At 64.0% G+C, this 24774-nt stretch carries 24 protein-coding genes and 4 tRNA genes; 7 read left to right on the top strand and 21 right to left on the bottom strand.

The window, feature by feature from the left end:
* Window positions 1-13 precede the first annotated feature (13 nt).
* From NJH59_RS06725 to NJH59_RS06715, 3 genes are all read left to right on the top strand, one after another.
* Window positions 14-643, top strand: a complete 630-nt coding sequence (locus NJH59_RS06725) for a DUF1780 domain-containing protein (protein ID WP_043860323.1) — start codon at window positions 14-16, stop codon at window positions 641-643.
* 168 nt (window positions 644-811) lie between these two features.
* Complete coding sequence (locus NJH59_RS06720) at window positions 812-985, top strand: DUF3094 family protein (protein WP_043860322.1); 174 nt, start codon at window positions 812-814, stop codon at window positions 983-985.
* 90 nt (window positions 986-1075) lie between these two features.
* Window positions 1076-2371, top strand: a complete 1296-nt coding sequence (locus tag NJH59_RS06715) for an NAD(P)/FAD-dependent oxidoreductase (RefSeq protein ID WP_236176793.1) — start codon at window positions 1076-1078, stop codon at window positions 2369-2371.
* A 227-nt stretch (window positions 2372-2598) separates the two neighbouring features.
* On the opposite strand, the gene NJH59_RS06710 is transcribed toward NJH59_RS06715, so the two are convergent.
* The 7 genes from NJH59_RS06710 to rluD all read right to left on the bottom strand — a co-directional run bounded on the left by NJH59_RS06710 (window position 2599) and on the right by rluD (window position 7710).
* Window positions 2599-2675 (bottom strand) — tRNA-Pro (locus NJH59_RS06710).
* Between the two features lie 99 nt (window positions 2676-2774).
* A tRNA-Lys gene (locus NJH59_RS06705) sits at window positions 2775-2850 on the bottom strand.
* A gap of 5 nt (window positions 2851-2855) precedes the next feature.
* Window positions 2856-2932, bottom strand: a tRNA-Pro gene (locus tag NJH59_RS06700).
* A gap of 10 nt (window positions 2933-2942) precedes the next feature.
* Window positions 2943-3018, bottom strand: a tRNA-Asn gene (locus tag NJH59_RS06695).
* Between the two features lie 302 nt (window positions 3019-3320).
* Entirely contained in the window at window positions 3321-5885 is a 2565-nt protein-coding gene (gene clpB, locus NJH59_RS06690) for an ATP-dependent chaperone ClpB (protein WP_043860320.1), read from the bottom strand.
* Window positions 5886-6010: 125 nt separating this feature from the next.
* Window positions 6011-6751: a peptidoglycan editing factor PgeF gene (pgeF, locus tag NJH59_RS06685; RefSeq protein ID WP_253086557.1), complete on the bottom strand. Its 741-nt coding sequence runs from the start codon at window positions 6749-6751 to the stop codon at window positions 6011-6013.
* On the bottom strand, window positions 6748-7710 hold the full coding sequence (gene rluD / locus NJH59_RS06680) for a 23S rRNA pseudouridine(1911/1915/1917) synthase RluD (protein ID WP_043860318.1): 963 nt from the start codon (window positions 7708-7710) through the stop codon (window positions 6748-6750). The genes pgeF and rluD overlap by 4 nt, the downstream gene beginning before the upstream one ends.
* Window positions 7711-7860: 150 nt before the next feature.
* On the opposite strand from rluD, the gene NJH59_RS06675 reads away from it, so the two are divergent.
* Window positions 7861-8883 carry an outer membrane protein assembly factor BamD gene (locus NJH59_RS06675; protein ID WP_043860317.1) on the top strand — a complete coding sequence of 341 codons (1023 nt, stop codon included), beginning with the start codon at window positions 7861-7863 and terminating at the stop codon, window positions 8881-8883.
* 98 nt (window positions 8884-8981) lie between these two features.
* Window positions 8982-9218 (top strand): PP0621 family protein, encoded by a 237-nt coding sequence (locus NJH59_RS06670; RefSeq protein WP_043860316.1) that lies wholly within the window; start codon window positions 8982-8984, stop codon window positions 9216-9218.
* A gap of 41 nt (window positions 9219-9259) precedes the next feature.
* On the opposite strand, the gene thiO is transcribed toward NJH59_RS06670, so the two are convergent.
* The 5 genes from thiO to NJH59_RS06645 are packed head-to-tail and all read right to left on the bottom strand — an operon-like array spanning window position 9260 to window position 12366.
* Window positions 9260-10357 (bottom strand): glycine oxidase ThiO, encoded by a 1098-nt coding sequence (thiO, locus tag NJH59_RS06665; RefSeq protein WP_213606309.1) that lies wholly within the window; start codon window positions 10355-10357, stop codon window positions 9260-9262.
* A 29-nt stretch (window positions 10358-10386) separates the two neighbouring features.
* The gene (locus NJH59_RS06660) at window positions 10387-10797 is read right to left on the bottom strand and encodes a type IV pilin protein (RefSeq protein WP_253086556.1); all 411 of its coding nucleotides are present in this window, start codon (window positions 10795-10797) and stop codon (window positions 10387-10389) included.
* Window positions 10798-10808: 11 nt separating this feature from the next.
* Window positions 10809-11321 (bottom strand): PilX N-terminal domain-containing pilus assembly protein, encoded by a 513-nt coding sequence (locus NJH59_RS06655; protein ID WP_253086555.1) that lies wholly within the window; start codon window positions 11319-11321, stop codon window positions 10809-10811.
* Window positions 11318-12022, bottom strand: a complete 705-nt coding sequence (locus NJH59_RS06650) for a PilW family protein (protein ID WP_104572947.1) — start codon at window positions 12020-12022, stop codon at window positions 11318-11320. The genes NJH59_RS06655 and NJH59_RS06650 overlap by 4 nt, the downstream gene beginning before the upstream one ends.
* A complete protein-coding gene (locus NJH59_RS06645) occupies window positions 12019-12366 on the bottom strand; it encodes a prepilin-type N-terminal cleavage/methylation domain-containing protein (protein WP_088515584.1) in 348 nt (115 codons plus the stop codon). The genes NJH59_RS06650 and NJH59_RS06645 overlap by 4 nt, the downstream gene beginning before the upstream one ends.
* Window positions 12367-12503: 137 nt before the next feature.
* Here NJH59_RS06645 and NJH59_RS06640 point away from each other — a divergent pair, with 137 nt between their 5' ends.
* A complete protein-coding gene (locus NJH59_RS06640) occupies window positions 12504-12980 on the top strand; it encodes a GspH/FimT family protein (protein WP_229589858.1) in 477 nt (158 codons plus the stop codon).
* Here NJH59_RS06640 and ispH read toward each other — a convergent pair.
* The 6 genes from ispH to murJ form a co-directional block, all read right to left on the bottom strand.
* Window positions 12969-13916, bottom strand: a complete 948-nt coding sequence (gene ispH, locus NJH59_RS06635; protein ID WP_043860310.1) for a 4-hydroxy-3-methylbut-2-enyl diphosphate reductase — start codon at window positions 13914-13916, stop codon at window positions 12969-12971. The genes NJH59_RS06640 and ispH overlap by 12 nt on opposite strands.
* Before the next feature lie 14 nt (window positions 13917-13930).
* The gene (gene fkpB, locus NJH59_RS06630) at window positions 13931-14368 is read right to left on the bottom strand and encodes an FKBP-type peptidyl-prolyl cis-trans isomerase (protein WP_054914918.1); all 438 of its coding nucleotides are present in this window, start codon (window positions 14366-14368) and stop codon (window positions 13931-13933) included.
* Entirely contained in the window at window positions 14361-14876 is a 516-nt protein-coding gene (gene lspA / locus NJH59_RS06625) for a signal peptidase II (RefSeq protein WP_043860308.1), read from the bottom strand. The genes fkpB and lspA overlap by 8 nt, the downstream gene beginning before the upstream one ends.
* A complete protein-coding gene (gene ileS, locus NJH59_RS06620) occupies window positions 14869-17700 on the bottom strand; it encodes an isoleucine--tRNA ligase (RefSeq protein WP_043860307.1) in 2832 nt (943 codons plus the stop codon). Before ileS ends, lspA begins: the two co-directional genes overlap by 8 nt.
* Entirely contained in the window at window positions 17697-18647 is a 951-nt protein-coding gene (gene ribF / locus NJH59_RS06615) for a bifunctional riboflavin kinase/FAD synthetase (RefSeq protein ID WP_054914919.1), read from the bottom strand. The genes ileS and ribF overlap by 4 nt, the downstream gene beginning before the upstream one ends.
* Before the next feature lie 118 nt (window positions 18648-18765).
* A complete protein-coding gene (murJ, locus tag NJH59_RS06610; RefSeq protein ID WP_043860305.1) occupies window positions 18766-20304 on the bottom strand; it encodes a murein biosynthesis integral membrane protein MurJ in 1539 nt (512 codons plus the stop codon).
* 251 nt (window positions 20305-20555) lie between these two features.
* Here murJ and rpsT point away from each other — a divergent pair, with 251 nt between their 5' ends.
* Window positions 20556-20834 carry a 30S ribosomal protein S20 gene (gene rpsT, locus NJH59_RS06605; protein ID WP_043860304.1) on the top strand — a complete coding sequence of 93 codons (279 nt, stop codon included), beginning with the start codon at window positions 20556-20558 and terminating at the stop codon, window positions 20832-20834.
* A 143-nt stretch (window positions 20835-20977) separates the two neighbouring features.
* On the opposite strand, the gene NJH59_RS06600 is transcribed toward rpsT, so the two are convergent.
* From NJH59_RS06600 to NJH59_RS06590, 3 genes are read right to left on the bottom strand one after another with little or no spacing between them, the layout of a single operon-like run.
* Window positions 20978-23278: an MlaD family protein gene (locus NJH59_RS06600; protein ID WP_078479466.1), complete on the bottom strand. Its 2301-nt coding sequence runs from the start codon at window positions 23276-23278 to the stop codon at window positions 20978-20980.
* On the bottom strand, window positions 23271-23894 hold the full coding sequence (locus NJH59_RS06595; protein ID WP_104572943.1) for a paraquat-inducible protein A: 624 nt from the start codon (window positions 23892-23894) through the stop codon (window positions 23271-23273). The genes NJH59_RS06600 and NJH59_RS06595 overlap by 8 nt, the downstream gene beginning before the upstream one ends.
* A complete protein-coding gene (locus NJH59_RS06590) occupies window positions 23881-24540 on the bottom strand; it encodes a paraquat-inducible protein A (protein ID WP_043860301.1) in 660 nt (219 codons plus the stop codon). The genes NJH59_RS06595 and NJH59_RS06590 overlap by 14 nt, the downstream gene beginning before the upstream one ends.
* Between the last annotated feature and the right edge of the window lie 234 nt (window positions 24541-24774).

Below are 24774 nucleotides of genomic sequence, written 5' to 3'. Positions count from 1 at the left end.
TAAGCTTGTGCCCATGGATGACTCAGACTACCTGCGCCTGCTAACCATTCAGGCCGAACAAGCCAATGCGTTCCTGTCCAATGCCCGCAAATGGGAGCGCGAGCGTTGGGTATGCCAGCGCCTGCTGCAAGGCCTGAACATCCCCTACCGCAGCGAGGACTTCACCGCCGCCGGTCAGGAGCCACCCGACGTGCTGTTTCGCGATGCCGCCTTCGAGGTGTTCTTCGTGCTCGACGAAGGGCGCCGGCTCAACGACGAATGGCGCGAAGAACTGCAGCGCCGGCGCAGCGCGTTCTCCCTCGCGCAGCTGGTAAGGCGCGAGGCACGGCCGCGACGCATCAGTGCGCAGGAGCTGCTGCAGCGCCTGGCGCCCACCCTGCGCAAGAAGTCGCACAACTACCGCGAACGCAACCTGGACCTGGGCGAACTGGACATCATTGCCTTCGCCAGCCTCAAGCGCGAAGTGCTCGACCTCAACAGCCACTTCCCGCCGCCTACCGAATACCTGCGCCAGGGCTGGCGCTCGCTGTCGCTGGTGGGCCCTACCTTTGCCCGGGTGCTGTTCGCCCACCCCGATGCGCCGGATTTTCTGCGCGCCAACCTGGGGCGCAGCATCGTCTTCGATGTGGGGATCAGCCTGTGATCGCTGCCCCCTGCCAAAGCGGGATGGCATAAATGCGGCGCGGGTGATACAAAGCGCAATCATTCGCTGTCACGAGCGCTTCGATCCCCCAGGTAAGCCTTTGGCGACGGACTACAGTGAACACTGTAGCGTTCCCACAGTCACATGCGTCTACCTGACGAGGCCTCCATGACCAGCCGCCTGAACCCCGAAGACCAGCGACGAGTCGATGAATACCTGCGTGCCCCCCAACACCAAGTCGAGCGCAAGCCTTTCAGGCCATGGCTGCTCCTTGCTCTGGTGGTGGGCGTGACGATCAGCCTTGGCCTGTTGAGCCGCCTCCTGAGCCACCTGGTGCTATGAGCTGCCTTGCGCTCGCCCAAACCGCCCGCCCTGCGCGGCCGGCCACTCAGGACCCAACCCAGAATTCCGCAAACCTTATGAGATATCCCCATGACTCACCGTATCGTGATTGTCGGCGGCGGCGCCGGCGGCCTGGAACTGGCGACCCGCCTGGGTAAGACCCTGGGCAAGCGCGGCACCGCCGCGATTACCCTGGTCGATGCCAACCTGACCCACATCTGGAAGCCGCTGCTGCACGAAGTGGCGGCCGGTTCGCTCAATTCCTCCGAAGACGAGCTCAACTACGTGGCCCAGGCCAAGTGGAACCACTTCCAGTTCCAGCTGGGGCGCATGAGCGGCCTGGAGCGTTCGAGCAAGCAGATCCAGCTGGCCGCCACCCTCGACGAGGACGGCCGCGAGCTGCTGCCGGCGCGCACCCTGGCGTATGACACGCTGGTGATCGCGGTGGGAAGCAACACCAACGACTTCGGCACCCTGGGTGCGGCGCAGCATTGCCTGTTCCTCGACACCCGCAAGCAGGCCGAGCGCTTCCACCAGCAGTTGCTCAACCACTACCTGCGCGCCCACGCCGGCGACCTTGCCAGCGAGAAGATCAGCGTGGCGATCGTGGGTGCCGGTGCCACCGGCGTGGAGCTGGCGGCGGAGCTGCACCATGCCGCCCACGAACTGGCCGCCTATGGCCTGGACCGCATCCAGCCCAAGGACATGCAGATCACCCTGATCGAGGCCGGCCCACGGGTGTTGCCGGCACTGCCCGAGCGCATCAGCGTGCCGGTGCACAAAACCCTGGAAAAACTCGGCGTGACGGTGCTGACCAACGCGTCGGTGAGCGAGGTCACCGCAGACTCGCTCAAGACCGCCAACGGCGAGGTGATCCACGCCAGCCTCAAGGTGTGGGCGGCCGGTATCCGCGCCCCGGCGTTCCTCAAGGACATCGACGGGCTGGAAACCAACCGCATCAACCAACTGGTGGTGCGCCCTACCCTGCAGACCACCCTGGACGATGACATCTTCGCGTTCGGCGACTGCGCCGCCTGCCCGCAGCCGGGCAGCGACCGCAATGTGCCGCCGCGCGCCCAGGCCGCCCACCAGCAGGCCTCGCTGCTGGCCAAAGGGCTCAAGGCGCGCCTGGAGGGCAAGCCGTTGCCCACCTACGCGTACCGCGACTACGGCTCGCTGGTCTCGCTGTCGCGCTTCTCGGCAGTGGGCAACCTGATGGGCAACCTCACCGGCAGTGTGATGCTCGAAGGCTGGCTGGCGCGGATGTTCTATGTGTCGCTGTACCGCATGCACCAGATGGCGCTGTATGGCACCTTCCGCACGCTGATGCTGATGCTCGGCAGCCGTATCGGCCGCGGTACCGAACCCCGCCTCAAGCTGCACTGACGGCTACCCCCGTCCGCCCCGGCGCCCTGCCGGGGCCGGATGGGCGCCAGGCCACTGGCGTGCGGTTGACCCGGGGCGAGTTGTATTTCGACGAGGCGCGGATGCGCGCACTACAGCCCCCTGCAGGAGGTGCTGGGCATAGGCAGTACCGCCAGCTGGCTGCACACGCGCTAAACCCCGCGCAAACGAAAAAGGGCACCTTTTGCAAGGTGCCCTTTTTCTGAAGATGGTCGGGGTAAGGGGATTCGAACTCCTGACATCCTGCTCCCAAAGCAGGCGCGCTACCGGACTGCGCTATACCCCGGTAAAAAAAAGACACCGATTAAGGTGCCTTTTTTAATGGCTGGACGCTAATGGCGTACCAACCTTTTAAGATTCAAACCCAGCGAACCGGATTCAAAAATGGTGGGTCGTGTAGGATTCGAACCTACGACCAATTGGTTAAAAGCCAACTGCTCTACCAACTGAGCTAACGACCCAAATATGGTCGGGGTAAGGGGATTCGAACTCCTGACATCCTGCTCCCAAAGCAGGCGCGCTACCGGACTGCGCTATACCCCGGTTTGAAATTTGGCTCCGCGACCAGGACTCGAACCTGGGACCCAATGATTAACAGTCATTTGCTCTACCGACTGAGCTATCGCGGAACTATCAATTTCAAGTACAACTTGCTGCAATTTCGAAAACTGTATCGCTACCGCTTCGAACTCTTTGACCTTGTGCATCGCTGCGTTCATGTCTCTGAGGCGCGCTATTCTACAATCTTCAAAACCCTTGTCAACCCTTAATTTGCATTCAACACACTGATTTGCAACTTTTTTTCAGATTCCCACTTCTGCCGGAAACCTGCGGGGTGACATACAGCGGGGCGCACTTTACAAGCACTCGAAGCAAAATGCAAAGAAAAAAGGCCTCGAAAATCGAGGCCTTAGCGTAACCCGCCGAAAACTCAGGCAAAGACGATCTCTTCGCCCTCCAGCTTGGCGGTGATGCTGCTGCCCGGCATGAACTGACCCGACAGAATCAGTTGCGCCAGCGGGTTCTCGATCCAGCGCTGGATCGCCCGTTTCAGCGGCCGTGCGCCATACACCGGGTCGTAACCGACCGCGATCAGCTTGTCGAGGGCCTCGGGGCTCAGCTCCAGGCTCAGCTCGCGTTCGGCCAGACGGCTGCGCAGACGCGACAGCTGGATCTGGGTGATACCGGCGATCTGGTCGCGCCCCAGAGGCTCGAACACCACCACTTCGTCGATACGGTTGACGAACTCGGGGCGGAAATGCGAACCCACCGCGTCCATCACCGCAGCGCGCTGCGCCTCGCGATCACCCACCAGTTCCTGGATCTGTGCCGACCCCAGGTTGGAGGTCATCACGATCACCGTGTTGCGAAAGTCCACGGTACGGCCATGACTGTCGGTAAGGCGACCGTCTTCAAGCACTTGCAGCAACACGTTGAACACGTCCGGGTGGGCCTTCTCGACCTCGTCCAGCAGCACTACCGCATAGGGTTTGCGCCGCACGGCTTCGGTCAGGTAGCCGCCCTCTTCGTAGCCCACGTAGCCTGGCGGTGCACCAATCAGCCGCGCCACGGAATGTTTCTCCATGAACTCGGACATGTCGATACGCACCATGGCCTCTTCGGTGTCGAACAGAAACTCGGCCAGCGCCTTGCACAGCTCGGTTTTACCCACACCGGTAGGGCCCAGGAACAGAAACGAACCACTTGGCCGGTTAGGGTCGGACAACCCGGCCCGCGAACGACGCACCGCGTTGGCCACGGCCACCACGGCCTCTTCCTGGCCGATCACGCGCTGGTGCAGCAGGCTTTCCATCTTCAGCAGCTTTTCGCGCTCGCCTTCGAGCATCTTGGATACCGGGATACCGGTCCACTTCGACACCACCTCGGCGATCTCTTCCTCGGTCACCTTGTTGCGCAGCAGCTGGTTTTCGGCCTTGCCATGCTGGTCGACCATCTGCAGGCTGCGCTCCAGGTCCGGGATCACCCCGTACTGCAGCTCGGCCATGCGGCTCAGGTCGCCCTTGCGGCGGGCGGTTTCCAGCTCCTGACGGGACTGCTCGATCTTTTGCTGGATCTGCGCAGAGCCCTGCACTTCGGCTTTTTCCGAGGTCCAGATCTCTTCCAGGTCGGAGTACTCACGCTCCAGCCGCACGATCTCCTCGGTCAGCTTCTCGAGGCGCTTGAGGGCCGCCTCGTCGTCTTCCTTCTTCAGCGCCTGGGATTCCACCTTCAGTTGAATCAGGCGACGCTCCAGACGGTCGAGCACCTCGGGCTTGGAGTCGATCTCCATGCGGATGCGGCTGGCCGCCTCGTCGATCAGGTCAATGGCCTTGTCGGGCAACTGACGATCGGTGATGTAGCGATGGCTGAGCTTGGCCGCGGCAATGATCGCGCCGTCGGTGATCGCCACCTTGTGGTGCACCTCGTAACGCTCCTTGAGGCCACGCAGGATGGCGATGGTGTCTTCCTCGCTCGGCTCTTCTACCAATACCTTCTGGAAACGACGCTCCAGCGCCGCATCCTTCTCGATGTACTGGCGGTACTCGTTCAGCGTGGTGGCACCGACGCAGTGCAGCTCGCCGCGCGCCAGCGCAGGCTTGAGCATGTTGCCGGCATCCATCGAGCCTTCGCCTTTACCGGCGCCGACCATGGTGTGCAGCTCGTCGATGAACAGGATGATCTGGCCTTCCTGCTTGGACAGCTCGTTGAGCAGGCCTTTGAGGCGCTCTTCGAACTCGCCGCGGAACTTGGCGCCGGCAATCAGCGCGCCCATGTCCAGCGACAGCAGGCGCTTGCCCTTCAGACCATCGGGCACTTCGCCATTGATGATGCGCTGGGCCAGGCCTTCGGCGATGGCAGTCTTACCCACGCCAGGCTCACCGATGAGCACCGGGTTGTTCTTGGTACGGCGTTGCAGCACCTGGATGGTGCGGCGGATCTCGTCGTCACGGCCGATCACCGGGTCGAGCTTGCCGTCTTCGGCACGCTTGGTCAGGTCGACGGTGTACTTGTCCAGGGCCTGGCGCGATTCCTCGGCGTTGGGGTCGTTCACCGCTTCGCCGCCGCGCAGGTTGCTGATGGCGTTTTCAAGCGCCTTCTTGCTCACGCCCTGGCCGAGCAGCAACTTGCCGAGCTTGCTGTTCTCGTCCATGGCCGCCAGCAGCACGAGCTCGCTGGAGATGAACTGGTCGCCCTTCTGCTGGGCCAGGCGGTCGGCCTGGTTGAGCAGGCGTGCCAGGTCCTGCGACATGTTGACGTCGCCGGTAGGGTTCTGGATTTTTGGCAACTGGTCGAGTTCTTTGCCCAGTTCCTTGCGCAGGCTGTTGACGTCGAAGCCCACCTGCATCAACAGGGGCTTGATCGAACCACCCTGCTGGTCGATCAGCGCCTGCAACAGGTGCGCAGGCTCGATCGCGGGGTGATCCATGCCAACGGCCAGGGACTGGGAGTCGGATAACGCCAGTTGCAGCTTGCTGGTCAAACGGTCTATTCGCATAACTTACCTTCCTTTAATGGGCAGGCCGGAGCGATGGACACACCTGATGAAGAAAAACCTGCCTGAGATACCCCTATAGATAAGGGTGATTGTGGAAGATTCAAGCGTAGCGGGCTTGATCCAGGTCAGCGAGGCGCCAGCCAGATCAGCGAAGCGAAGCGCCCGGTAACGGGGCTGCGACGGTAGGAATAGAAGCGTGGGTCGCTCACGGTGCACAGGCCGCCGCCATACACGGCAGTGATGCCACGGGCCGCCAGGCGAATGCGCGCCAGTGCATAGATGTCGGCCATGAACTTGCCGGGCTGCGCCCCCGCCACGAAGGCGCTGGCACTTTCCGGATGAACGGTCATGAAGGCTTCGCGCACTTCGCCGCCCACCTCGAACGCCTGGGGCCCGATGGCCGGGCCCAACCATACCAGCACCTCGCTGGCCGGTACGCCCAGCGCATCGAGCGTGGCCTCCAGCACACCGCCCACCAGCCCGCGCCAGCCGGCATGGGCAGCGCCCACGCGGGTGCCGGCGCGGTCGCAGAACAGTACCGGCAGGCAGTCGGCGGTCATGGACGTGCAGGCGATGCCGGGGGTGCTGGTGCAGCTGGCGTCGGCTTCGGCAACCCGCGCCGGGTCGGCCTCGACCACATCGATGCCGTGCACCTGCTTGAGCCAGGCGGGCTGGATGCCGAACTGCGCGGTCAGCCGCCGACGGTTTTCGGCCACTGCGGCCTGGACGTCACCGACGTGGTCGCCCAGGTTCAACGAATCGTAGGGCGCCAGGCTCACGCCGCCGCCCCGGGTGGTGACGCACGCCTTGACCCAGGCTGGCGCAGGCCAGTCGGGGGTCAGCAGGTGGTGCGTCAGCGGGCTCATCCGACGAAGGCCTCGCGGTCCTGCTTGAGCAGCGACAGCAGCCATACGAAGTCGTCCGGCAGGGACGACTCCCAGCCCATGCGCTCACCGGTCACCGGGTGATCCAGCTCCAGGAAGCGTGCGTGCAGGGCCTGGCGCGGGAAGGTCTTGAGCGCGTCGACCATGGTCACGCTGGCTGCCGGCGGGATGCGGAAGCGCCCGCCGTATACCGGGTCGCCGACCAACGGGAAGTTGACGTGGGCCATGTGCACGCGGATCTGGTGGGTACGCCCGGTTTCCAGCTTGACCCGTACGTGGGTGTGCGAGCGGAAGCGTTCGAGCACGCGATAGTGGCTGACGGCCTGCTTGCCGCCCTCCATCACCGCCATGCGCTGGCGCTGCTGGCCGTGACGACCGATCGGGGCGTTGATCTTGCCGCCTGCGGTAACCACGCCGATCACGATGCATTCATAGATGCGGCTGACGCTGCGACTTTGCAACTGGGCTACCAGCTGGGTCTGCGCCTGAATGGTCTTGGCCACCACCATCAGACCGGTGGTGTCCTTGTCGAGGCGGTGCACGATGCCGGCGCGCGGCACGTTGATGATGTCCGGCACGTGGTGCAGCAGGGCATTGAGCAGGGTGCCGTCGGCATGACCGGCAGCCGGGTGCACCACAAGCCCGGCCGGCTTGTTGATGACCAGGATGTGCTCGTCTTCGTAGACGATGTCCAGTTCGATGTCCTGCGCCACCCACTCGCCCTGGGCTTCCTGCTCGGCGTCAAGCGCCAGCAGGGCGCCGCCATGGACGATGTCGCGCGGACGCACGACGTTGCCATCGACGGTCAGTAGGCCTTCTTTGATCCAGGCGGAAAGGCGCGAGCGCGAGTGCTCGGCAAACAGTTGGGCGGCGACTTGGTCGAGGCGTTGCCCGCCCAATTCGGACGGTACCTCTGCGCGAAGTTCAATTTTCTCGGACATGCTCGAATCAGGCGGAGGCACAGCCTTTGGTTTCAGCTGCACGCTTGTGGTTAAATACGGCGTCTTTTGCCCCGAGGGTTCCAACGGGGTGCTCATCATAACAGGACGGCCTCGCCCAAGACAGCAGCCGTCATAGGGACGCAAGCCGCCATGCAAGTGAAACACCTGCTGCTGATCGCCATCCTCGGACTCACCGCTGCTTGTTCTTCGAAGGAAGTCGTCGACGAAAACCTCAGCGAAACCGAGCTGTACCAGCAGGCGCAGGCCGACCTGGACAACCACAGCTATACCAGCGCCACCTCCAAGCTCAAGGCCCTGGAGTCGCGGTACCCGTTCGGCCGCTATGCCGACCAGGCGCAGCTAGAGCTGATCTACGCGAACTACAAGAACGCCGAGCCCGAGGCTGCCAAGTCGGCGGCCGAGCGCTTTATCCGCCTGCATCCGCAGCATCCGAACGTCGACTACGCCTATTACCTGAAGGGCCTGACCTCGTTCGACCAGGACCGCGGCCTGCTGGCGCGCTTCCTGCCGCTGGACATGACCAAGCGTGACCCGGGCGCAGCGCGTGACTCGTACAACGAGTTCGCCCAGCTCACCAGCCGCTTCCCCAACAGCCGCTACGCACCGGACGCCAAGCAGCGCATGATCTACCTGCGCAACCTGCTGGCCTCCTACGAGATCCACGTGGCCGACTACTACCTGACCCGTCAGGCGTATGTCGCCGCCGCCAACCGTGGCCGCTACGTGGTGGAAAACTTCCAGGAAACCCCATCGGTCGGTGACGGCCTGGCGGTGATGACCGAAGCCTACATGCGTCTGCACCTGGACGAACTGGCAGCCACCAGCCTGGAAACCCTGAAACTCAACTACCCCGATCACCCGAGCCTGAAAGACGGCCAGTTCGTGCCGCAGCAGGACGAGGCGGACAACCGCTCGTGGCTGTCCAAGGCCACCCTGGGCCTGATCTCCAGCGCGCCGCCGCTGCCGCCAGGCCAGACCCGCGCCAACCAGGACGTGCAGAAGCAGTACCAGGACGCCAAAGACGCGATCCCGCAGGAACTGCTGCCCAAGGACGAAAATGGCGACGTGATCGAAGAAGAAAACCACGAAGCCGAAGGCAACAACGAAGACCGCTCGTGGTTCAGCTACATGACCTTTGGCGTATTCGACTGACACGCCATACGGTGAATGAAAAAGGGAGGCCTGATGGCCTCCCTTTTTTGTTGCCAGGCCCTAAACTGGGGGCTCTTCATTCGACAAAGCTGGACACCATGGTTCGCCTAATTCTCTGGATTGCCCTGATTGCTGCTGCGTTCTGGTTGTGGCGCAAGTTCAAGGCCGGCACTGCTGCCGATACTCGCCCTACCCTCGATGACCCGCTGAAGATGGTGCGCTGTGCCCATTGCGGCGTGCACCTGCCCACCGACCGTGCCTTGCACCGGGGCCAGCTGTGGTATTGCAGCCCGGCGCATCTGGAGCAGGGGCCCAACGATACCCGCCAGGGCTGAGGGCCCCTTCGCCGGCCAGGCCGGCTTCCACATGCCTGCTGTTACAGCAGGCGCGGCCCCGGCGCGTACGGCGCCGGGTCGATGATCGGCGCACGCCCCAGCAGCAGGTCGGCGAACAACCGGCAGGACGCCGGCGCCAGCACCAGCCCGTTGCGGTAATGCCCGCAGTTCAACCACAAGCCTTCATGCCCGGGCACCTGGCCGATGTACGGCACACCTTCCGGTGAGCCTGGCCGCAACCCCGCCCAATGCCCGACCGGCGTGGCCTCGGCCAGCGCCGGCAGCAATTCGATGGCCGAGGCCTTCAGGCTCGCCAGCGCCGCTTCGGTGGGCGTCTTGTCATAGCCTGCATGCTCCAGTGTGCTGCCGACCAGAATGTGCCCGTCACGCCGTGGGATCGCGTAGCGCCCCTTGGCCAGCACCATGCTCGGCAGGAAATCCTCCGCACACTTGAACAGGATCATCTGCCCTTTCACCGGCTCCACCGGCAGTTCCAGGCCCAGCGGGCGCAGCAGGTCGCCACTCCAGGCCCCCGCCGTAAGCACCACCTGATCGGCGCGGATCGGGCCATCGACGGTTTCAACGCCGCAAATACGCTCGCCCTCGCGGCTGAACCCGGTGATTTCACAATGCTCGCGAAGGGTCACGTTCGGCAGGGCCTGCAATGCCGCCTTGAGCGACTTGACCAGGCGCGGGTTGCGCACGTTCGCCACACCCGCCATGTAGATGGCCCGCTCGAAGCCCGGCCCCAGCACGGGCACCGCCGCATAGGCGCGGGCCACATCCACTGCACTCAACGGGCGCCCCTCGCGGGCCGCCCAGGCCAGCGCCTCGGCTTCATCGTCCAGGTCCAGCCAGTACAGGCCGGTGGTATGCACCTCGGGGTCTACACCGGTGCTGGCGAACAGACGCTCGCCCAGTTGCGGATAGAAGTCCTGCGACCAATGCGCCAGTGCGGTAACCGCCGGGCTGTAGCGCCACGGGTACAACGGCGACACGATCCCGCCCCCGGCCCAGGAAGACTCCTGGCCGAGCGCGCCCTTGTCGCACACCACCACCTGCTCGACATCGGCCGCCAGGTTGAACGCAGTCAGCAGGCCGATCACCCCACCGCCGACAATCACTACTTGCTTGGTCATCTATTGGTCCAGTACCCGTATGAAAGACGTCAGTTACCCCAGCAGCCCCCGTCCGCCTCGTTGCTGGCACCGGGGTTGCCGCGCACACCCTGGTGATCGAGCTCGAAGTCGCCACAGGCGTCGCCGGCCATCAGCCCGCCAGCGTGACGCCGGGCCAGCAGGCTGAAACCCTCGGCCTCGCGGCTGGCGTGCAGGCTGTAATGGCCTGTGCCGGGGGGCAACGGGGTGATCACGGCGTCGGTATCGGCATACTGGCCCGTGCGGGCGCGGTGGCGCTCCAGGTGCTGCGCACTGTCGAACAGCAGCCCCACGACCTCGCTGCGTGCGGCTCTTTTCACCGTGTCGCGGTAGCTGGGGTAGGCAATGCCCGCCAGAATGCCGACCACGGCGGCGACAATCAACAGTTCGATCAGGCTCAGGCCCTGATGAGTTCGCGGCATGTTGTGCGCCCCTAGTGGATCTGCCGCCACAAGATACGTTGCGCCGGCCACGCAGCCGACACCGATGGCTGCGCCAGCACGCTCTCCAGCACCACCCGCGCCTGCTGCTGACGCCCCACGGCAGTCACCCGAAGCAGCTGCACCTCAAGGCCGTCGGGCAGCCGCGCGGGGCGCGAGCTGCGGCCCAGGTTCTGTACCAGGAAGAAGCCAGGCCCTTGCGCCTGCCAGCCCAGCCCGGAGCTTGGCCCCGCCCCGCCCTGCACACCGGCGGCGCGTACCCTGGGTGCCTCCGGCGGCGGCAGGCAGTACACGCACGGGCCCGGTGGCTCAAGCCCCGCCAGCACACGGGCCTCGGCGAGCCGCAACGTGGTTTCCGCCGCTTCGAACGCCTGCAATGCCATCACCAGGTTGCCGGCCATGCGTGCCTGCAAGGCGGCACTGTGCATCACCGAAACACCCAGCAGGCCGCACAGCAGCATCAGCACCAGGCACACCAGCAGCGCCATGCCCCGTTGCAGCTTCATGGCAGGCGGTTACGCACGGCGGCGACCATCTGATAGGTTTGCGCGCGCACCCGTTCAGCAGGGTCGTTCAGGGTCAGGCGCAGGCGGATGCTGCGAATGCGCGAAGGGTCGGGCACCGCAGTCATCCAGGCCAGCTCACCGCCCTCGCCCGCCACGCCCAGGTCAACCTGCAGCCGGCTGACATGTTCGATCAGCACCGCGTGGCTGCCACCACTGGTGAGCAGCAGTTGCCCGTCCACCAGGCGGTACACCTGCTGACGAACGGGCAAGGCGAACTGGTGTGGCCCGGGCAAGCGCTCGCCTGCCTGCACCTGGGCGGTGCTCAGGCAGTCGGTGAGCAGCGTCCAGTTGGGCGGGCCACCGGCCTCCCCACCCTGCACGCCAACCAGGCTCAGGCTGCGCAGGGTGCCGTCAGGCTCGAGGCTGACACTGATCGGCAGGGCAAATGTCGCGGCAATGGCAGGGTCGGCAAAGCTGATCGCCTCGCGCCGCAGGCAGCCGAATGCACCGGCCATGCGGATGTCACGGGCCATGCGCTGCAGCGCAAAGCGCGCATCCTCCTGCAACTGCGCAAGTGCGCCCTGCGCCTGCCAACCCTGCAGCGCACCGATGAACAGACGGCTGCCGGCCAGCACCAGCAGCACGCCCAGGCTCAACGCCAGCAGCGCCTCGACCAGGCCGAAACCGGTGTCGCGCCTCATGGCCCCACCTGCCCCTGCACAGCAAGGCCACCGCCCTGCCAGTGCAGGTCGAGTGCGAGCCCATTGCCCGCCTGGCGCACCTGTGCCTGCGCGGATGCGCCGGCCACCTTCACCAGCTCGCGTTGCAAGGCGCTGGCCTCCCCCGCCCTCAGCCCGCCCGCAGCGCGCGCGCCTTCGAGCAGGGCCTGGGCCAGGTACAGCGCCTGGGTGGTACGCAGCGCGCCGTCGGTGCCGTGCAACGCCCGCCCTTGCAGCGCAGCCGCCGCCATTACCCCCAGTGACAGCACCAGCAGCGCCACCATCACTTCGATCAGGGTCATGCCCTGCTGCAGCCTCCTGGCCATGTTCGCCTCCTGCGAAATTTCCCCATGTGATTGCCTACCCGGCCGACTGGACGCCCAACCGAGCGGCACTGAATCTACAGAGAAGCACTTCCAGGGAGGGATGCACGATGGGGCAACAGGGCGTAACACTGATACAAATGATGTATGCGCTGGGGCTGATCGCGGCGCTGACGCAGTTAGGGCTGCCGGCCTACAGCGCCATGAGCGTGAGCCTACAGCGCGAGGCCAGCGCGCAGAACCTTGCCCAGGCCTTGCGCAGCGCCCGCAGCGAAGCCCTGCTGCGCAATCAGCGAGTCAGCCTGACGGCCCTGGAGGGCGACTGGAGCAAGGGATGGCGAATGAGCGCCGACGATGAAGGCTTGCTGCACGAGTACCGTGCCAGCGGGAAGGTTCGTGTGGTGGGCAATCAGCCGCTGGCGCGGCAGGTGCATTTCAGCGGGCTGGGGGTACCGCTGCAGGCGGGCGGTGCGTTCCAGGCCGGGACCCTGCACGTGTGCGAAAGTCCCGGAACCCGGAGCCTGCATCAGGTGGTGCTGTCACGCACCGGGCGGGTCAGCCTGCGCCACCTCGCCACCGATCAGCCGCTGTGCGCGGCCGCCGGGTCAGATCAGTGAACGCACCCGCAGCTCCTTGGGCATCGAGAACGTTACATTCTCTTCGCGACCATCGAGCTCGTCGGCACCTGTGGCGCCCCACTCCTGCAACTGCGCGATCACGCCACGCACCAGCACTTCGGGGGCGGAGGCGCCGGCGGTGATGCCGATACGCTCGACACCGTCGAACCAGCTGCGCTGCATGTCTTCTGCACCGTCGATCAGGTAGGCCGGGGTGGCCATGCGCTCGGCCAGCTCACGCAGGCGATTGGAGTTGGAGCTGTTCGGGCTGCCCACCACCAGTACCACGTCGCACTCGTCAGCCAGTTGCTTGACCGCATCCTGGCGGTTCTGGGTGGCGTAGCAGATGTCGTCCTTGCGCGGCCCGCCAATGCTGGGGAAGCGCGTGCGCAGCGCATCGATGACACGGCTGGTGTCGTCCATCGACAGGGTGGTCTGGGTCACGAAGGCCAGGCGTTCGGGGTCACGAACCTGCAGGTTGGCGACATCTTCTTCGTCTTCGACCAGGTAGATCGAACCGCCATTGCTGGCGTCGTACTGGCCCATGGTGCCTTCGACCTCGGGGTGCCCTTCGTGGCCGATCAGGATGCATTCCTTGCCATCGCGACTGTACTTGGCCACCTCGATGTGCACCTTGGTCACCAGCGGGCAGGTCGCGTCGAAGACCTTGAGGCCACGCCCCGCCGCTTCCTGGCGCACGGCCTGGGAAACGCCGTGGGCACTGAAGATGACGATGACGTCATTGGGCACCTGGTCGAGCTCTTCGACGAAGATCGCCCCGCGCGCGCGCAGGTCTTCGACCACGAACTTGTTGTGCACCACTTCGTGACGCACATAGATCGGCGGGCCGAACACCTCGAGGGCGCGATTGACGATTTCGATCGCCCGGTCCACGCCGGCGCAGAAGCCGCGTGGGTTGGCGAGTTTGATCTGCATGGCTGACTCCTGGCTCAAAGGGCCTTGACTGCGAGGATTTCCACCTCGAAGTTCAGGGTCTTGCCGGCCAGCGGGTGGTTGAAGTCGATGGTCACTTGCGCGTCATCGAACGCCTTCACCACGCCGGGCAACTCGGCGTTGGCCGCGTCGTTGAAAATCACCAGCAGGCCCTCGGACAACTCCATGTCCTGGAACTGCGAGCGGGGAATGATCTGCACGTTCTGCGGGTTCGGCTGACCGAAGGCGTTCTCCGGTGCCACGCTGACGGTGCGCTTGTCGCCGGCCTTGAAGCCGAAGATAGCGGCTTCGAAGCCCGGCAGCAGGTTGCCGTCGCCGACCTTGAACACCGCCGGAGCTTTCTCGAAGGTGCTGTCGACAGTATCACCGTTTTCCAGGTGCAGCGCGAAGTGCAGGGTGACTTCGGTGTTCTGGCCGATACGGGTATCAGTCATGGACGGGTTCTCCGGACTTTTTGCTCTTGAACATATCCAGCGCCAGCATCACGGCGCCCACGCTGATGGCGCTGTCGGCCAGGTTGAAGGCCGGGAAGTACCAGCGGTTCTGCCAGTGCACGAGGATGAAGTCGACCACGTGGCCGAGCACGATGCGGTCGTACAGGTTGCCCAGCGCGCCGCCCAGCACCAGGGCCAACGCAACGGCCAGCCAGGTGTCGTCGCGGCCCAGGCGCTTGAGCCACACCACCAGCACCGCACTGACCACCAGGGCGATCAGGGCGAACAGCCAGCGCTGCCAGCCGGAGCTGTCGGCCAGGAAGCTGAAGGCCGCACCGGTGTTGTAGGCCAAGGTCCAGCTGAAGTAGTCGGGGATGACCACGATCTGCTGGTACAGGCTCAGCGCACCTTCGAAGTAGTGCTTGCTGGCCTGGTCCAGGACCAGTACCAGCAGGCTCAGCCACAGCCAGGCGAGGCGCCCGAAGCGCCCCACGTTGGGGTTAGGCATAGTGACGCACCTCACCTTTGCCGCTGATGTTGTCGACGCAACGACCGCAGATTTCCGGATGCTCCGGGTTCACGCCCACGTCGGCGCGGAAGTGCCAGCAACGGCCGCACTTGGCGTGACCCGACTTGACCACCTTGAGCTTGAGGCCGGCCACTTCGGTAACCACGGCATCGGCCGGGGCTTCGACGAACGGCGCCACGCTGGCTGCCGAGGTGATCAGCACGAACCGCAGTTCGTTGCCCAGCTTGTTCAGGTCGGTGCTCAGGGCCTCGTCGGCGAACAGGGTGACTTCGGCTTGCAGGTTGCCGCCGATGGCCTTGGCCGCACGCTGGTTCTCCAGCTCCTTGTTGACCGCAGCCTTGACGGCCATCACGCGGTCCCAGTAGGCGCGGTCCAGCTCGATGCCTTCCGGCAGCTCGGTCAGGCCCTGGTACCAGGTGTTGAGCATGACCGACTCGTTGCGCTCGCCCGGCAGGTACTGCCACAGCTCGTCGGCGGTGAACGCCAGGATCGGTGCGATCCAGCGCACCAGCGCTTCGCTGATGTGGTACAGCGCGGTCTGGCACGAGCGGCGCGCGACACTGTTGGCGCCGGTGGTGTACTGGCGGTCCTTGATGATGTCGAGGTAGAAGCCGCCCAGCTCCTGCACGCAGAAGTTGTGGATCTTGGAGTAGACGTTCCAGAAACGGTACTCGCCGTAGTGCTCTTCCAGCTCGCGCTGCAGCAGCAGGGTACGGTCGACCGCCCAGCGGTCCAGCGCCAGCATGTCGTCGGCCGGCAGCAGGTCGCGGGCCGGGTCGAAGCCGGACAGGTTGGAGAGCAGGAAGCGCGCGGTGTTGCGGATGCGCCGGTAGGCGTCGGCGCTGCGCTGCAGGATCTGGTCGGAAACCGCCATCTCGCCGGAGTAGTCGGTGGCCGATACCCACAGGCGCATGATGTCGGCACCCAGGGTGTCGTTGACCTTCTGCGGCTCGATGGTGTTGCCCAGCGACTTGGACATCTTGCGGCCGTTCTCGTCCACGGTGAAGCCGTGGGTCAGCAGCTCGCGGTACGGCGCATGGCCGTCGATGGCGCAGCCGGTGAGCAGCGAGGAGTGGAACCAGCCGCGGTGCTGGTCGGAACCTTCCAGGTACAGGTCGGCGCGCGGGCCGCTTTCGTGGCCGATGTTGTGCGAGCCACGCAGCACGTGCCAGTGGGTGGTACCGGAGTCGAACCACACGTCCAGGGTGTCGGCGATCTTGTCGTACTGGCCGGCTTCGTCACCGAGCAGTTCGGCGGCGTCCATCTTGAACCAGGCTTCGATGCCCTCGAGCTCGACGCGCTGGGCCACCTGCTCCATCAGTTCGACGGTGCGCGGGTGCAGTTCACCGGTCTGCTTGTGCAGGAAGAACGGGATCGGCACACCCCAGTTGCGCTGACGCGAGATGCACCAGTCCGGGCGGTTGGCGATCATCGAATGCAACCGCGCCTGGCCCCAGGCCGGCACGAACTTGGTTTCTTCGATGGCGTTGAGGGCGCGCTTGCGCAGGGTTTCGCCGCTGTCAGGCTGCTTGTCCATGCCCACGAACCACTGCGCGGTGGCGCGGTAGATCAGCGGAGTCTTGTGGCGCCAGCAGTGCATGTAGCTGTGGCTGATGGTGTCGGTGAACATCAGCGCGCCGACTTCGGCGAGCTTGTCGACAATGTGCGGGTTGGCCTTCCAGATGAACTGGCCACCGAAGAATTCCAGCGAGTCGACGTACACGCCGTTGCTCTGCACCGGGGTGAGGATGTCGTCGTTGACCATGCCGTAGCGCTTGCAGGTCACGAAGTCGTCTTCACCGTAGGCCGGGGCCGAGTGGACCACGCCGGTACCGGCGCCCAGCTCGACGTACTCGGCCAGGTAGACCGGCGACAGGCGATCGTACAGAGGGTGACGGAAGTTGATCAGCTCCAGTGCAGAGCCCGGCGCGGTGGCGATCACCGAACCTTCCAGCGAGTAGCGCTTGAGGCAGGCTTCGACCAGCTCTTCGGCCAGCACCAGCAGCTTGTCGCCGACGTCCACCAGGGCGTAGCTGAACTCGGGGTGCACGTTCAGCGCCTGGTTGGCGGGGATGGTCCACGGGGTGGTGGTCCAGATCACGATGGCGGCGGGCTTGGCCAGCGACGACAGGCCGAAGGCCTGGGCCAGCCGCGCTTCGTCGGCCACGTTGAAGGCCACGTCGATGGTCTGGGACTTCTTGTCGGCGTATTCGACCTCGGCTTCGGCCAGGGCCGAACCGCAATCGAAGCACCAGTTCACGGGCTTGAGGCCCTTGAACACGAAACCGTGCTTGACCATTTCGGCCAGGGCGCGGATTTCGCCGGCTTCGTTGGCGAAGTCCATGGTCTTGTAGGGGTTGTCCCAGTCACCCAGCACGCCCAGGCGGATGAATTCCTTCTTCTGCCCTTCGATCTGCTCGGCCGCGTAGGCACGGCACAGCTCGCGGGTCTTGTCCGCGGTGAGGTGCTTGCCGTGGGTCACTTCGACCTTGTGCTCGATCGGCAGGCCATGGCAGTCCCAACCCGGCACGTACGGCGCATCGTAGCCGGCCAGGGTCTTGGACCGCGAGATCATGTCCTTGAGAATCTTGTTGAGCGCGTGACCGATGTGGATCTTGCCGTTGGCGTAGGGCGGGCCGTCGTGCAGCACGAACTTCGGACGATCCTTGCCAATTTCGCGCAGCTTCTGGTACAGGCCAATGCTGTCCCAGCGCTGCAGGATCTGCGGTTCGCGCTGTGGCAGGCCGGCCTTCATCGGGAAGGCGGTGTCCGGAAGGTTTAGCGTGGCTTTATAGTCGGTCATTTCAGGCTCTTCGTTAGCGGTTGACCGTGCCAATGGGCACGTGCGGCGGCGATATCCGCATCGATCGCCGACTTCAGCGCCTCCAGGGAGGCGAATCGCTGCTCATCGCGCAGCTTGTGGTGGAATTCCACCGTGAGACGCCGGCCATACAGATCGCCGGCAAAATCCAGGAGATGCACTTCCAGGTGGGCGCGGCCATCACCTGCAACGCTGGGGCGCACGCCGATGTTGGCGACACCCGGCCACGCCTGGCCATCGAGTTCGACGCTGACCAGGTACACCCCGGTGAGCGGTACGCGATGACGCTTGAGTTGTATGTTGGCCGTGGGCCAACCCAGCTGGCGCGCCAGCTTCTGCCCATGCAGCACCCGGCCGCGGATGCGGAACGGGCGGCCCAGCAGACGCTCGGCCACGGCAAAGTCGGCACGCGCCAGTGCTTCGCGCACCTGCGTGCTGCTGACCCGCAGGCCCTCGAGCTCCACGGTTTGCGCCGCTTCCACGGTGAAGCCGTGGCGCAGGCCGGCCTGCTGCAGGAACGTGAAGTCACCCACCCGGTCGCAGCCGAACCGGAAGTCGTCACCGACCTCCAGGTGCTGCACGCCCAGGCCGTCGACCAGGATGGTGTCGACGAATTCGGCGGCGCTGAGCTTGCACAGGCGCTGGTTGAACGCCAGGCACAGCACCCGGTCGATGCCTTCGGCGGCCAACAGGGCGACCTTGTCGTGCAGGCGGGCCAGGCGCGCAGGCGCGGTGTCCGGTGCAAAGTACTCACGCGGCTGTGGCTCGAAAATCACCACGCAGCTGGGTACGCCCAGCGCTACCGCGCGCTCACGCAAACGCGCCAGGATAGCCTGGTGACCGCGGTGAACACCGTCGAAGTTGCCGATAGTGGCAACACAGCCCCGATGCTCGGGGCGAAGGTTGTGAAGGCCTCGAACCAGCTGCATAACGCGCTTCTTGCTCATAAAGTGGTCGATTATAACCACACCCGGCCGCCGACGACAGGCAGCAGCGCGATGCCAGGGCGTCTAAAACACAAAACCGACGCCTGACCCGCGCCGGCCATCAGTGCAGCGCCTTGCGGGCGAAGTCCCGTGGACGAAAACCAAACAGGTACAGGCAACCGAAATAGGTCACCACGCCTGCGCCAATCAGTACGCCCAGGCGCAGGAACCGCTCGAGCATGTGCCCCTGCTCCCAGGCAGGCATGTACCACATGCCGGCCACCAGCACACCGGCCATCAGCAGTACGGCCACCAGCAACTTGAGCAGGTAGGCGGTCCAGCCCGGCTGCGGCTCGAACAGGTTCTGCTGGCGCAGCTTCCAGTACAGCAGGCCGGCATTGAGGCAGGCGCCGACACTGATCGCCAGGGCCAGCCCGGCATGCTGCAGGTAGCCGATGAACACCAGGTTGAGCAGTTGCGTGGCCACCAGGGTGAAGATGGCGATCTTTACCGGTGTACGGATGTTCTGCTGGGCATAGAAGCCAGGGGCGAGCACCTTGACCAGGATGATGCCGAGCAGGCCGACCGAGTAGGCGATCAGCGCGCGCTGGGTCATGGCGGCATCGAAGGCGGTGAACTTGCCGTACTGGAACAGGGCCACCGTCAGTGGCTCGGACAAAATTGCCAGGGCAAAGGTGCAAGGCAACACCAGCAAGAAGCACAGGCGCAGGCCCCAGTCGAGGATGCGCGAATACTCGTGGCGATCCTTGCTGGCGTAGGTCTTGGCCAGGGTCGGCAGCAGGATGGTGCCCAGCGCCACGCCCAGCACCCCGGAGGGCAGCTCCATCAGGCGGTCGGCGTAGTACATCCACGACACCGAGCCGGCCACCAGAAACGAGGCGAAGATGGTGTTGATGATCAGCGAGATCTGGCTTACCGACACCCCGAGGATGGCAGGCAGCATCTGCTTGAGCACGCGCCATACCCCGGTATCGCGCAGGTTCAGGCGGGGCAGCACGAGCATGCCGATCTTTTTGAGGTGCGGCAGCTGGTACAGCAGCTGCAACAGGCCGCCGGCCAGTACCGCCCAGCCCAGGGCCATCACCGGCGGATCGAAGTACGGGGTGAGGAACAGCGCGAAGAAGATCATCGCGACGTTGAGCAGGGTCGGCACGAAGGCCGGTACCGAGAAACGGTTCCAGGTGTTGAGGATGGCGCCCGCCAGGGACGACAGCGAGATCAGCAATATATAAGGAAAGGTCACACGCAGCAGGTCGGTGGTCAGCTCGAACTTCTCGGCGCTGTCGACGAAGCCCGGCGCGGTGACCCACACCACCCAGGGTGCGGCCAGGATCCCCAGCGCCGTGACCACCGCCAGCACCAGGGTCAGCAGGCCGGCGACATAGGCCACGAAGGTGCGGGTCGCCTCCTCGCCCTGCTGGCTTTTGTATTCGGCCAGGATCGGCACGAACGCCTGGGAAAACGCCCCCTCGGCAAAGATTCGCCGCAGCAGGTTGGGCAGCTTGAAGGCAATGAAAAAGGCGTCGGTGGCAACACCGGCGCCGAAGATGCGCGCCAGGATGGTATCGCGGACAAAGCCCAGCACGCGCGACACCATGGTGATGGAACTGACTGCAGCCAGGGACTTGAGGAGATTCATCGAAAGATTTTCATGCCATATGGATGAAGGAGAGGCCTAAACGGCATCCAAGTATGCGATACTCCGCCGCGCAAAGCAGACAGAGCAAAACTCCCGAGTTTACAGGTCATGCGCCAGAAGGGAATCATCCCCTCCAGCGAATCGACCGCTCAGCGGAACCTAACAAGCGCCCTTGACAACCGATCAACTCATCGGCATGATTCGCGGCCTATTTTGTTTGCTATTTACCAAGTCTTTCGAGGAGCTCGACGGTGGCCAACTCACCTTCCGCCAAAAAACGTGCAAAACAGGCTGAGAAGCGTCGCAGCCACAACGCCAGCCTGCGTTCCATGGTTCGCACCTACATCAAGAATGTAGTCAAGGCCATCGACGCAAAAGACGCCGAAAAAGCGCAAGCTGCTTACATCCTGGCTGTTCCAGTTATCGACCGCATGGCCGATAAAGGCATCATCCACAAGAACAAGGCTGCTCGCCATAAAGGCCGTCTGAATGGCCACATCAAGGCACTGAAGATTGCTGCAGCTGCCTAAGCGACGCTTGTTAAAAAACCGACCCTAGGGTCGGTTTTTTATTGCCTGCGATTTGATGATGCCGGGAAGACAGGGCCGCTCCCTGCGCCGACCAGGCTGACTCCTGCAGGAGACGGCCTGGTCGGCGAAGGGCTATGCCTTGCCTACTTGCCGAGCGGGATCTTCGGCGCCCATTGCAGCCATTCGTCCTCGGCCTTGTCGAACAGGGCAAAGGTCTGCTGCGGCAACGCTGCGTTGCCCATCTTGTCGCCGTCTGGCGTGGCGAAGGCAATGCCACCCTCGATCAGGGTCTCCAGCGACTCGGTACGCACCGTAGCGCCCTTGAACAGGCCGATATCGAAGCCGAAGCCACTGCTGTTCCAGAAACGGCTGCCACCGCGCACAAGCGAGGCGTAGCGTGGCTCGATCAGGATATGGATCAGCACGCGATCCGCTGTCTGCCCCAGTTCGTACCCCGTGACCTTGCCCACCGGCACTTCACGGTAGGTGACCGGCACACCGACCTTGATCGACCCGCGTCGAGCAGCGCTGAGCACCACCGGCAGGCCAGCCTCGCGAGCGGTCAGGTCCGGTGGCTCGGGCAAGGCCACGAAGTTGCGCTGCGGGCCCTGATTCTTCGCCGCCGGTTGCACTTCCAGGTACTGACCGGTGACCAGCGTCTCCAGGTTGGCCGTCTTGACGATACCCAGCGCCGGCTTGACTACCCAGAACTGCGTGCCCACACGCGCAATACGCTCGGGCACCTCGGTGATCTGCGCCTTGAGCGTCACCGATTGCAGGTCCTCCGCCAGGTCCACCGCTTCGACCTTGCCGACATCCAGCCCCTTGAAGCGTATGGGGGTGCCGACCTTGAGGCCGTCCGCACGGTCCACCTTGATGGTGATGCTGGTGCCCTTGCGATCCGCCGCTTCCTGGTTGGCCAGCAGGCGGAAGGTGGGGATACGACGCTTGAGCGGTACATTCTGTTTCGGCGTATCGAAGGCGATGCCACCGGCCATCAGGCTCTGCAGCGACTCGCTCTTGATCTGGATGCCCGACAGGCCGCCAGTCAGGGTAATGCCGCTGGCGTTCCAGAAACGCGTCGAACCATTGACCAGGTTGGCGTACTCGGGCTCGATGTGCACGCCAATCAGCAGGCGTTGCTGCTTCCTGGAGAACTGGTAGCTTTGCACGCTACCCACCTTTACCTGCCGATACAGGATCGGGCTGCCAACCTCGAGCGAGCCCAGGTTGTCGCTGAACAGCACAAGGTGCAGGCCGGGCGCCTTCAGATCGAGGGGCGGGGCCTTGGCCCGGGCTTCGAATTCACGCTGAGGCGAGGCGCCCTTGTCTCCGGGACGGATAGCAATGTAGTTGCCCTTTACCAACGCCTCCAGGCCGGTGATACCCGCCAGGGAGATCGACGGCTTGACCACCCAGAACTGGGTGCCTTCGACCAGGTAGTCCTCGGCCAGCGGGTCCAGGGTCAGCTCGGCCATGGCGCTGGAGAGGTCGGCATCGACCTTCAGGGCTTTCAGCGAACCTACCTGTATACCTTTGTACATGACCGGCGTACGGCCCGCCTGCAGGCCCTCGAAGTCGCTCAGCTTGACCTTGACCCGGATACCCGCCTGGGCGGCGTCGAAGTCTTCGAAAAGACGGAACGGCAGGTTCGGGTCGGTGGGCGGGCTGTCCTTGCGGTGCTCGGGGGTAGCGAATGCGATACCGCCGGCAACGATGCTGGCCAGGGACTCGCTGCGCACCTTCACGCCCGACAGGTTGGCATCGATGCTCACGCCGCTGGCGTTCCAGAAACGCGTGTGCTTGCGCACCAGGTCGGCATAGCCCGGCTCGATGAACACCTTGATCTCGACCGTACCCTGGTCGTCGGAGAGCTTGTAGCTCTTCACCCGGCCAACCTGGATCTGCTTGTAGAACACGGGGCTGTCACGGTTGAGCGACCCCAGGCGATCGGCCTTGAGGGTCAGATGCAGGCCGGGCACGCTGTCGGACATCGGCGGTGCTTCGCTCAACGCATTGAAACGCTTGCTCGGCTCGCCATCGCCCGGGCTCACGGCAATGTAGTTGCCTGATACCAGCGTCTCCAGCCCGGTGATCCCGGCCAGGCTCACGTTTGGCTTGACCAGCCAGAAGCGAGTGTTCTTGCGCAGGTGCTCCTCGGCCACCTGGTTCATCTCGATGGTGGCGATGACACCTTTGTTGCGGCCTTTGTCGTCAAGTACCAGGCTCTTGACCTTACCCACCGACATGCCCTTGTAGACCACCTCGGTCTTGTTGGCGACGATACCCTCGCCGCTCTCGAAGCGAACCTCGATGTTCACCCCCGCTTCACGGTAGGCCTGCCAGCCGAGCCACCCACCGATCACCAATGCGATCAGGGGCAGAATCCAGATGGCCGACCAGTTCGACGCTGGGCGGGTTTTAGCCGTAGGCAAATCACTCATGGTCGTCATCCGACTCCGTGTTATCCCAAATCAGTCGGGGATCGAAAGTTACTGCAGCAAGCATTGTCAGAATCACCACACTGGCAAAGGCGACGGCCCCCAGGTTGGCTTCGACACTGGCAATCCGGCCGAAATTCACCACCGCCACCAGGATCGCGATGACGAAGATATCCAGCATCGACCAGCGGCCGATGAATTCGATGAAGCGATACATCACGATGCGCTGGCGTGCCGACAGCGGCTGGTGGCGCTGCACCGAGTACAACAGCAGGGCGATGCCCACCAGCTTGAAGGTAGGTACCAGAATACTGGCGATGAACACCACGGCCGCGATCGGCAGCATGCCGTGCTGCATCAGGGTGATGACGCCGGACATGATGGTGTCGGGGCTGCCCTGCCCCAGGGTGCTGACCGTCATGATCGGCAGCACGTTGGCCGGTATGTACAGGATGGCCGCGGTAATCAGCAGCGCCCAGGTACGGGCCAGGCTGTTGGGCCGGCGTGCATGCACCAGCGCCCCGCAGCGTGTGCAGGTCTGGCTGCTGGCGCCCGCCTCCTGGCGGTTGAGCTCATGACACTCGGTACAGATCAGTATTCCTGCGTCAATCGCCCGCATGCACATCTTCTCCCGACAAGGCTACCCAGATCTGGTGGGGGGACATCACCACTTCCAGCCAGACCTGAACCAGCAACAAACTGACAAAGCACAGCAAGCCAAGCCCTAGGCTGAGTTCGGCCATATCCACCAGCTTGACGATGGCGACCAGTACGCCCATGAGGTAGACCTCAAGCATGCCCCAGTCGCGCATGTGGTGATAAAAACGGTAAAGAAGCAGGCCGTAGCTGCGGCCCCTGTTCAAGCGGATGGTCAGCAACACGACCAGCTGACACAGCAGCTTGAGCAGTGGAATGGCCATGCTGCACAGGAACACCACCACCGCCACGCCACCCATGCCGCTGTTGTACAGGCCGATCACACCGCTCCACACCGTGTCATCGGAGTTCTGGCCCAACAGATGGAGTTGCATGATCGGCAGAAAGTTCGCCGGCACGTAGAGCAGCAAGGCCGCCAGTACCAAGGCCAGGCTGCGCTCGACCACATTGTGCCGATGGGCGTACAACTCATAGCCGCAGCGCGGGCATTGCGCTTTTTCATCCGTCTTGAGCTCGGGCTTGCGCAGCAGCAGGTCGCATTCGTGGCACGCCACCAATTGATCCAGCGGCAAGCCTGCGAGTGAATCGCGATCGTCAGGGTCGGGCATAGAAGGGTTCTGAGTAAAAACGTCGGGGCCTATTCTAGTGTCGTTGCCCCAATTGTGGGAGCACAACCGCGCAGGAGCCAGCCTTGGCGCAGAACAGGCCACAAAGACAAAACCCCTACCTGCAAATGCAGATAGGGGTTTCGGAATTGAATCTTGACGATGACCTACTCTCACATGGGGAAACCCCACACTACCATCGGCGATGCATCGTTTCACTACTGAGTTCGGGATGGG

Origin of the sequence: Pseudomonas sp. VE 267-6A (genome assembly GCF_024126555.1) — a bacterium.
In the GTDB taxonomy this organism is placed as follows: domain Bacteria; phylum Pseudomonadota; class Gammaproteobacteria; order Pseudomonadales; family Pseudomonadaceae; genus Aquipseudomonas; species Aquipseudomonas palmensis.
The sequence above is the reverse complement of the archived record's forward strand: the minus strand, read 5'-3'. Positions and strand labels throughout refer to the sequence as shown.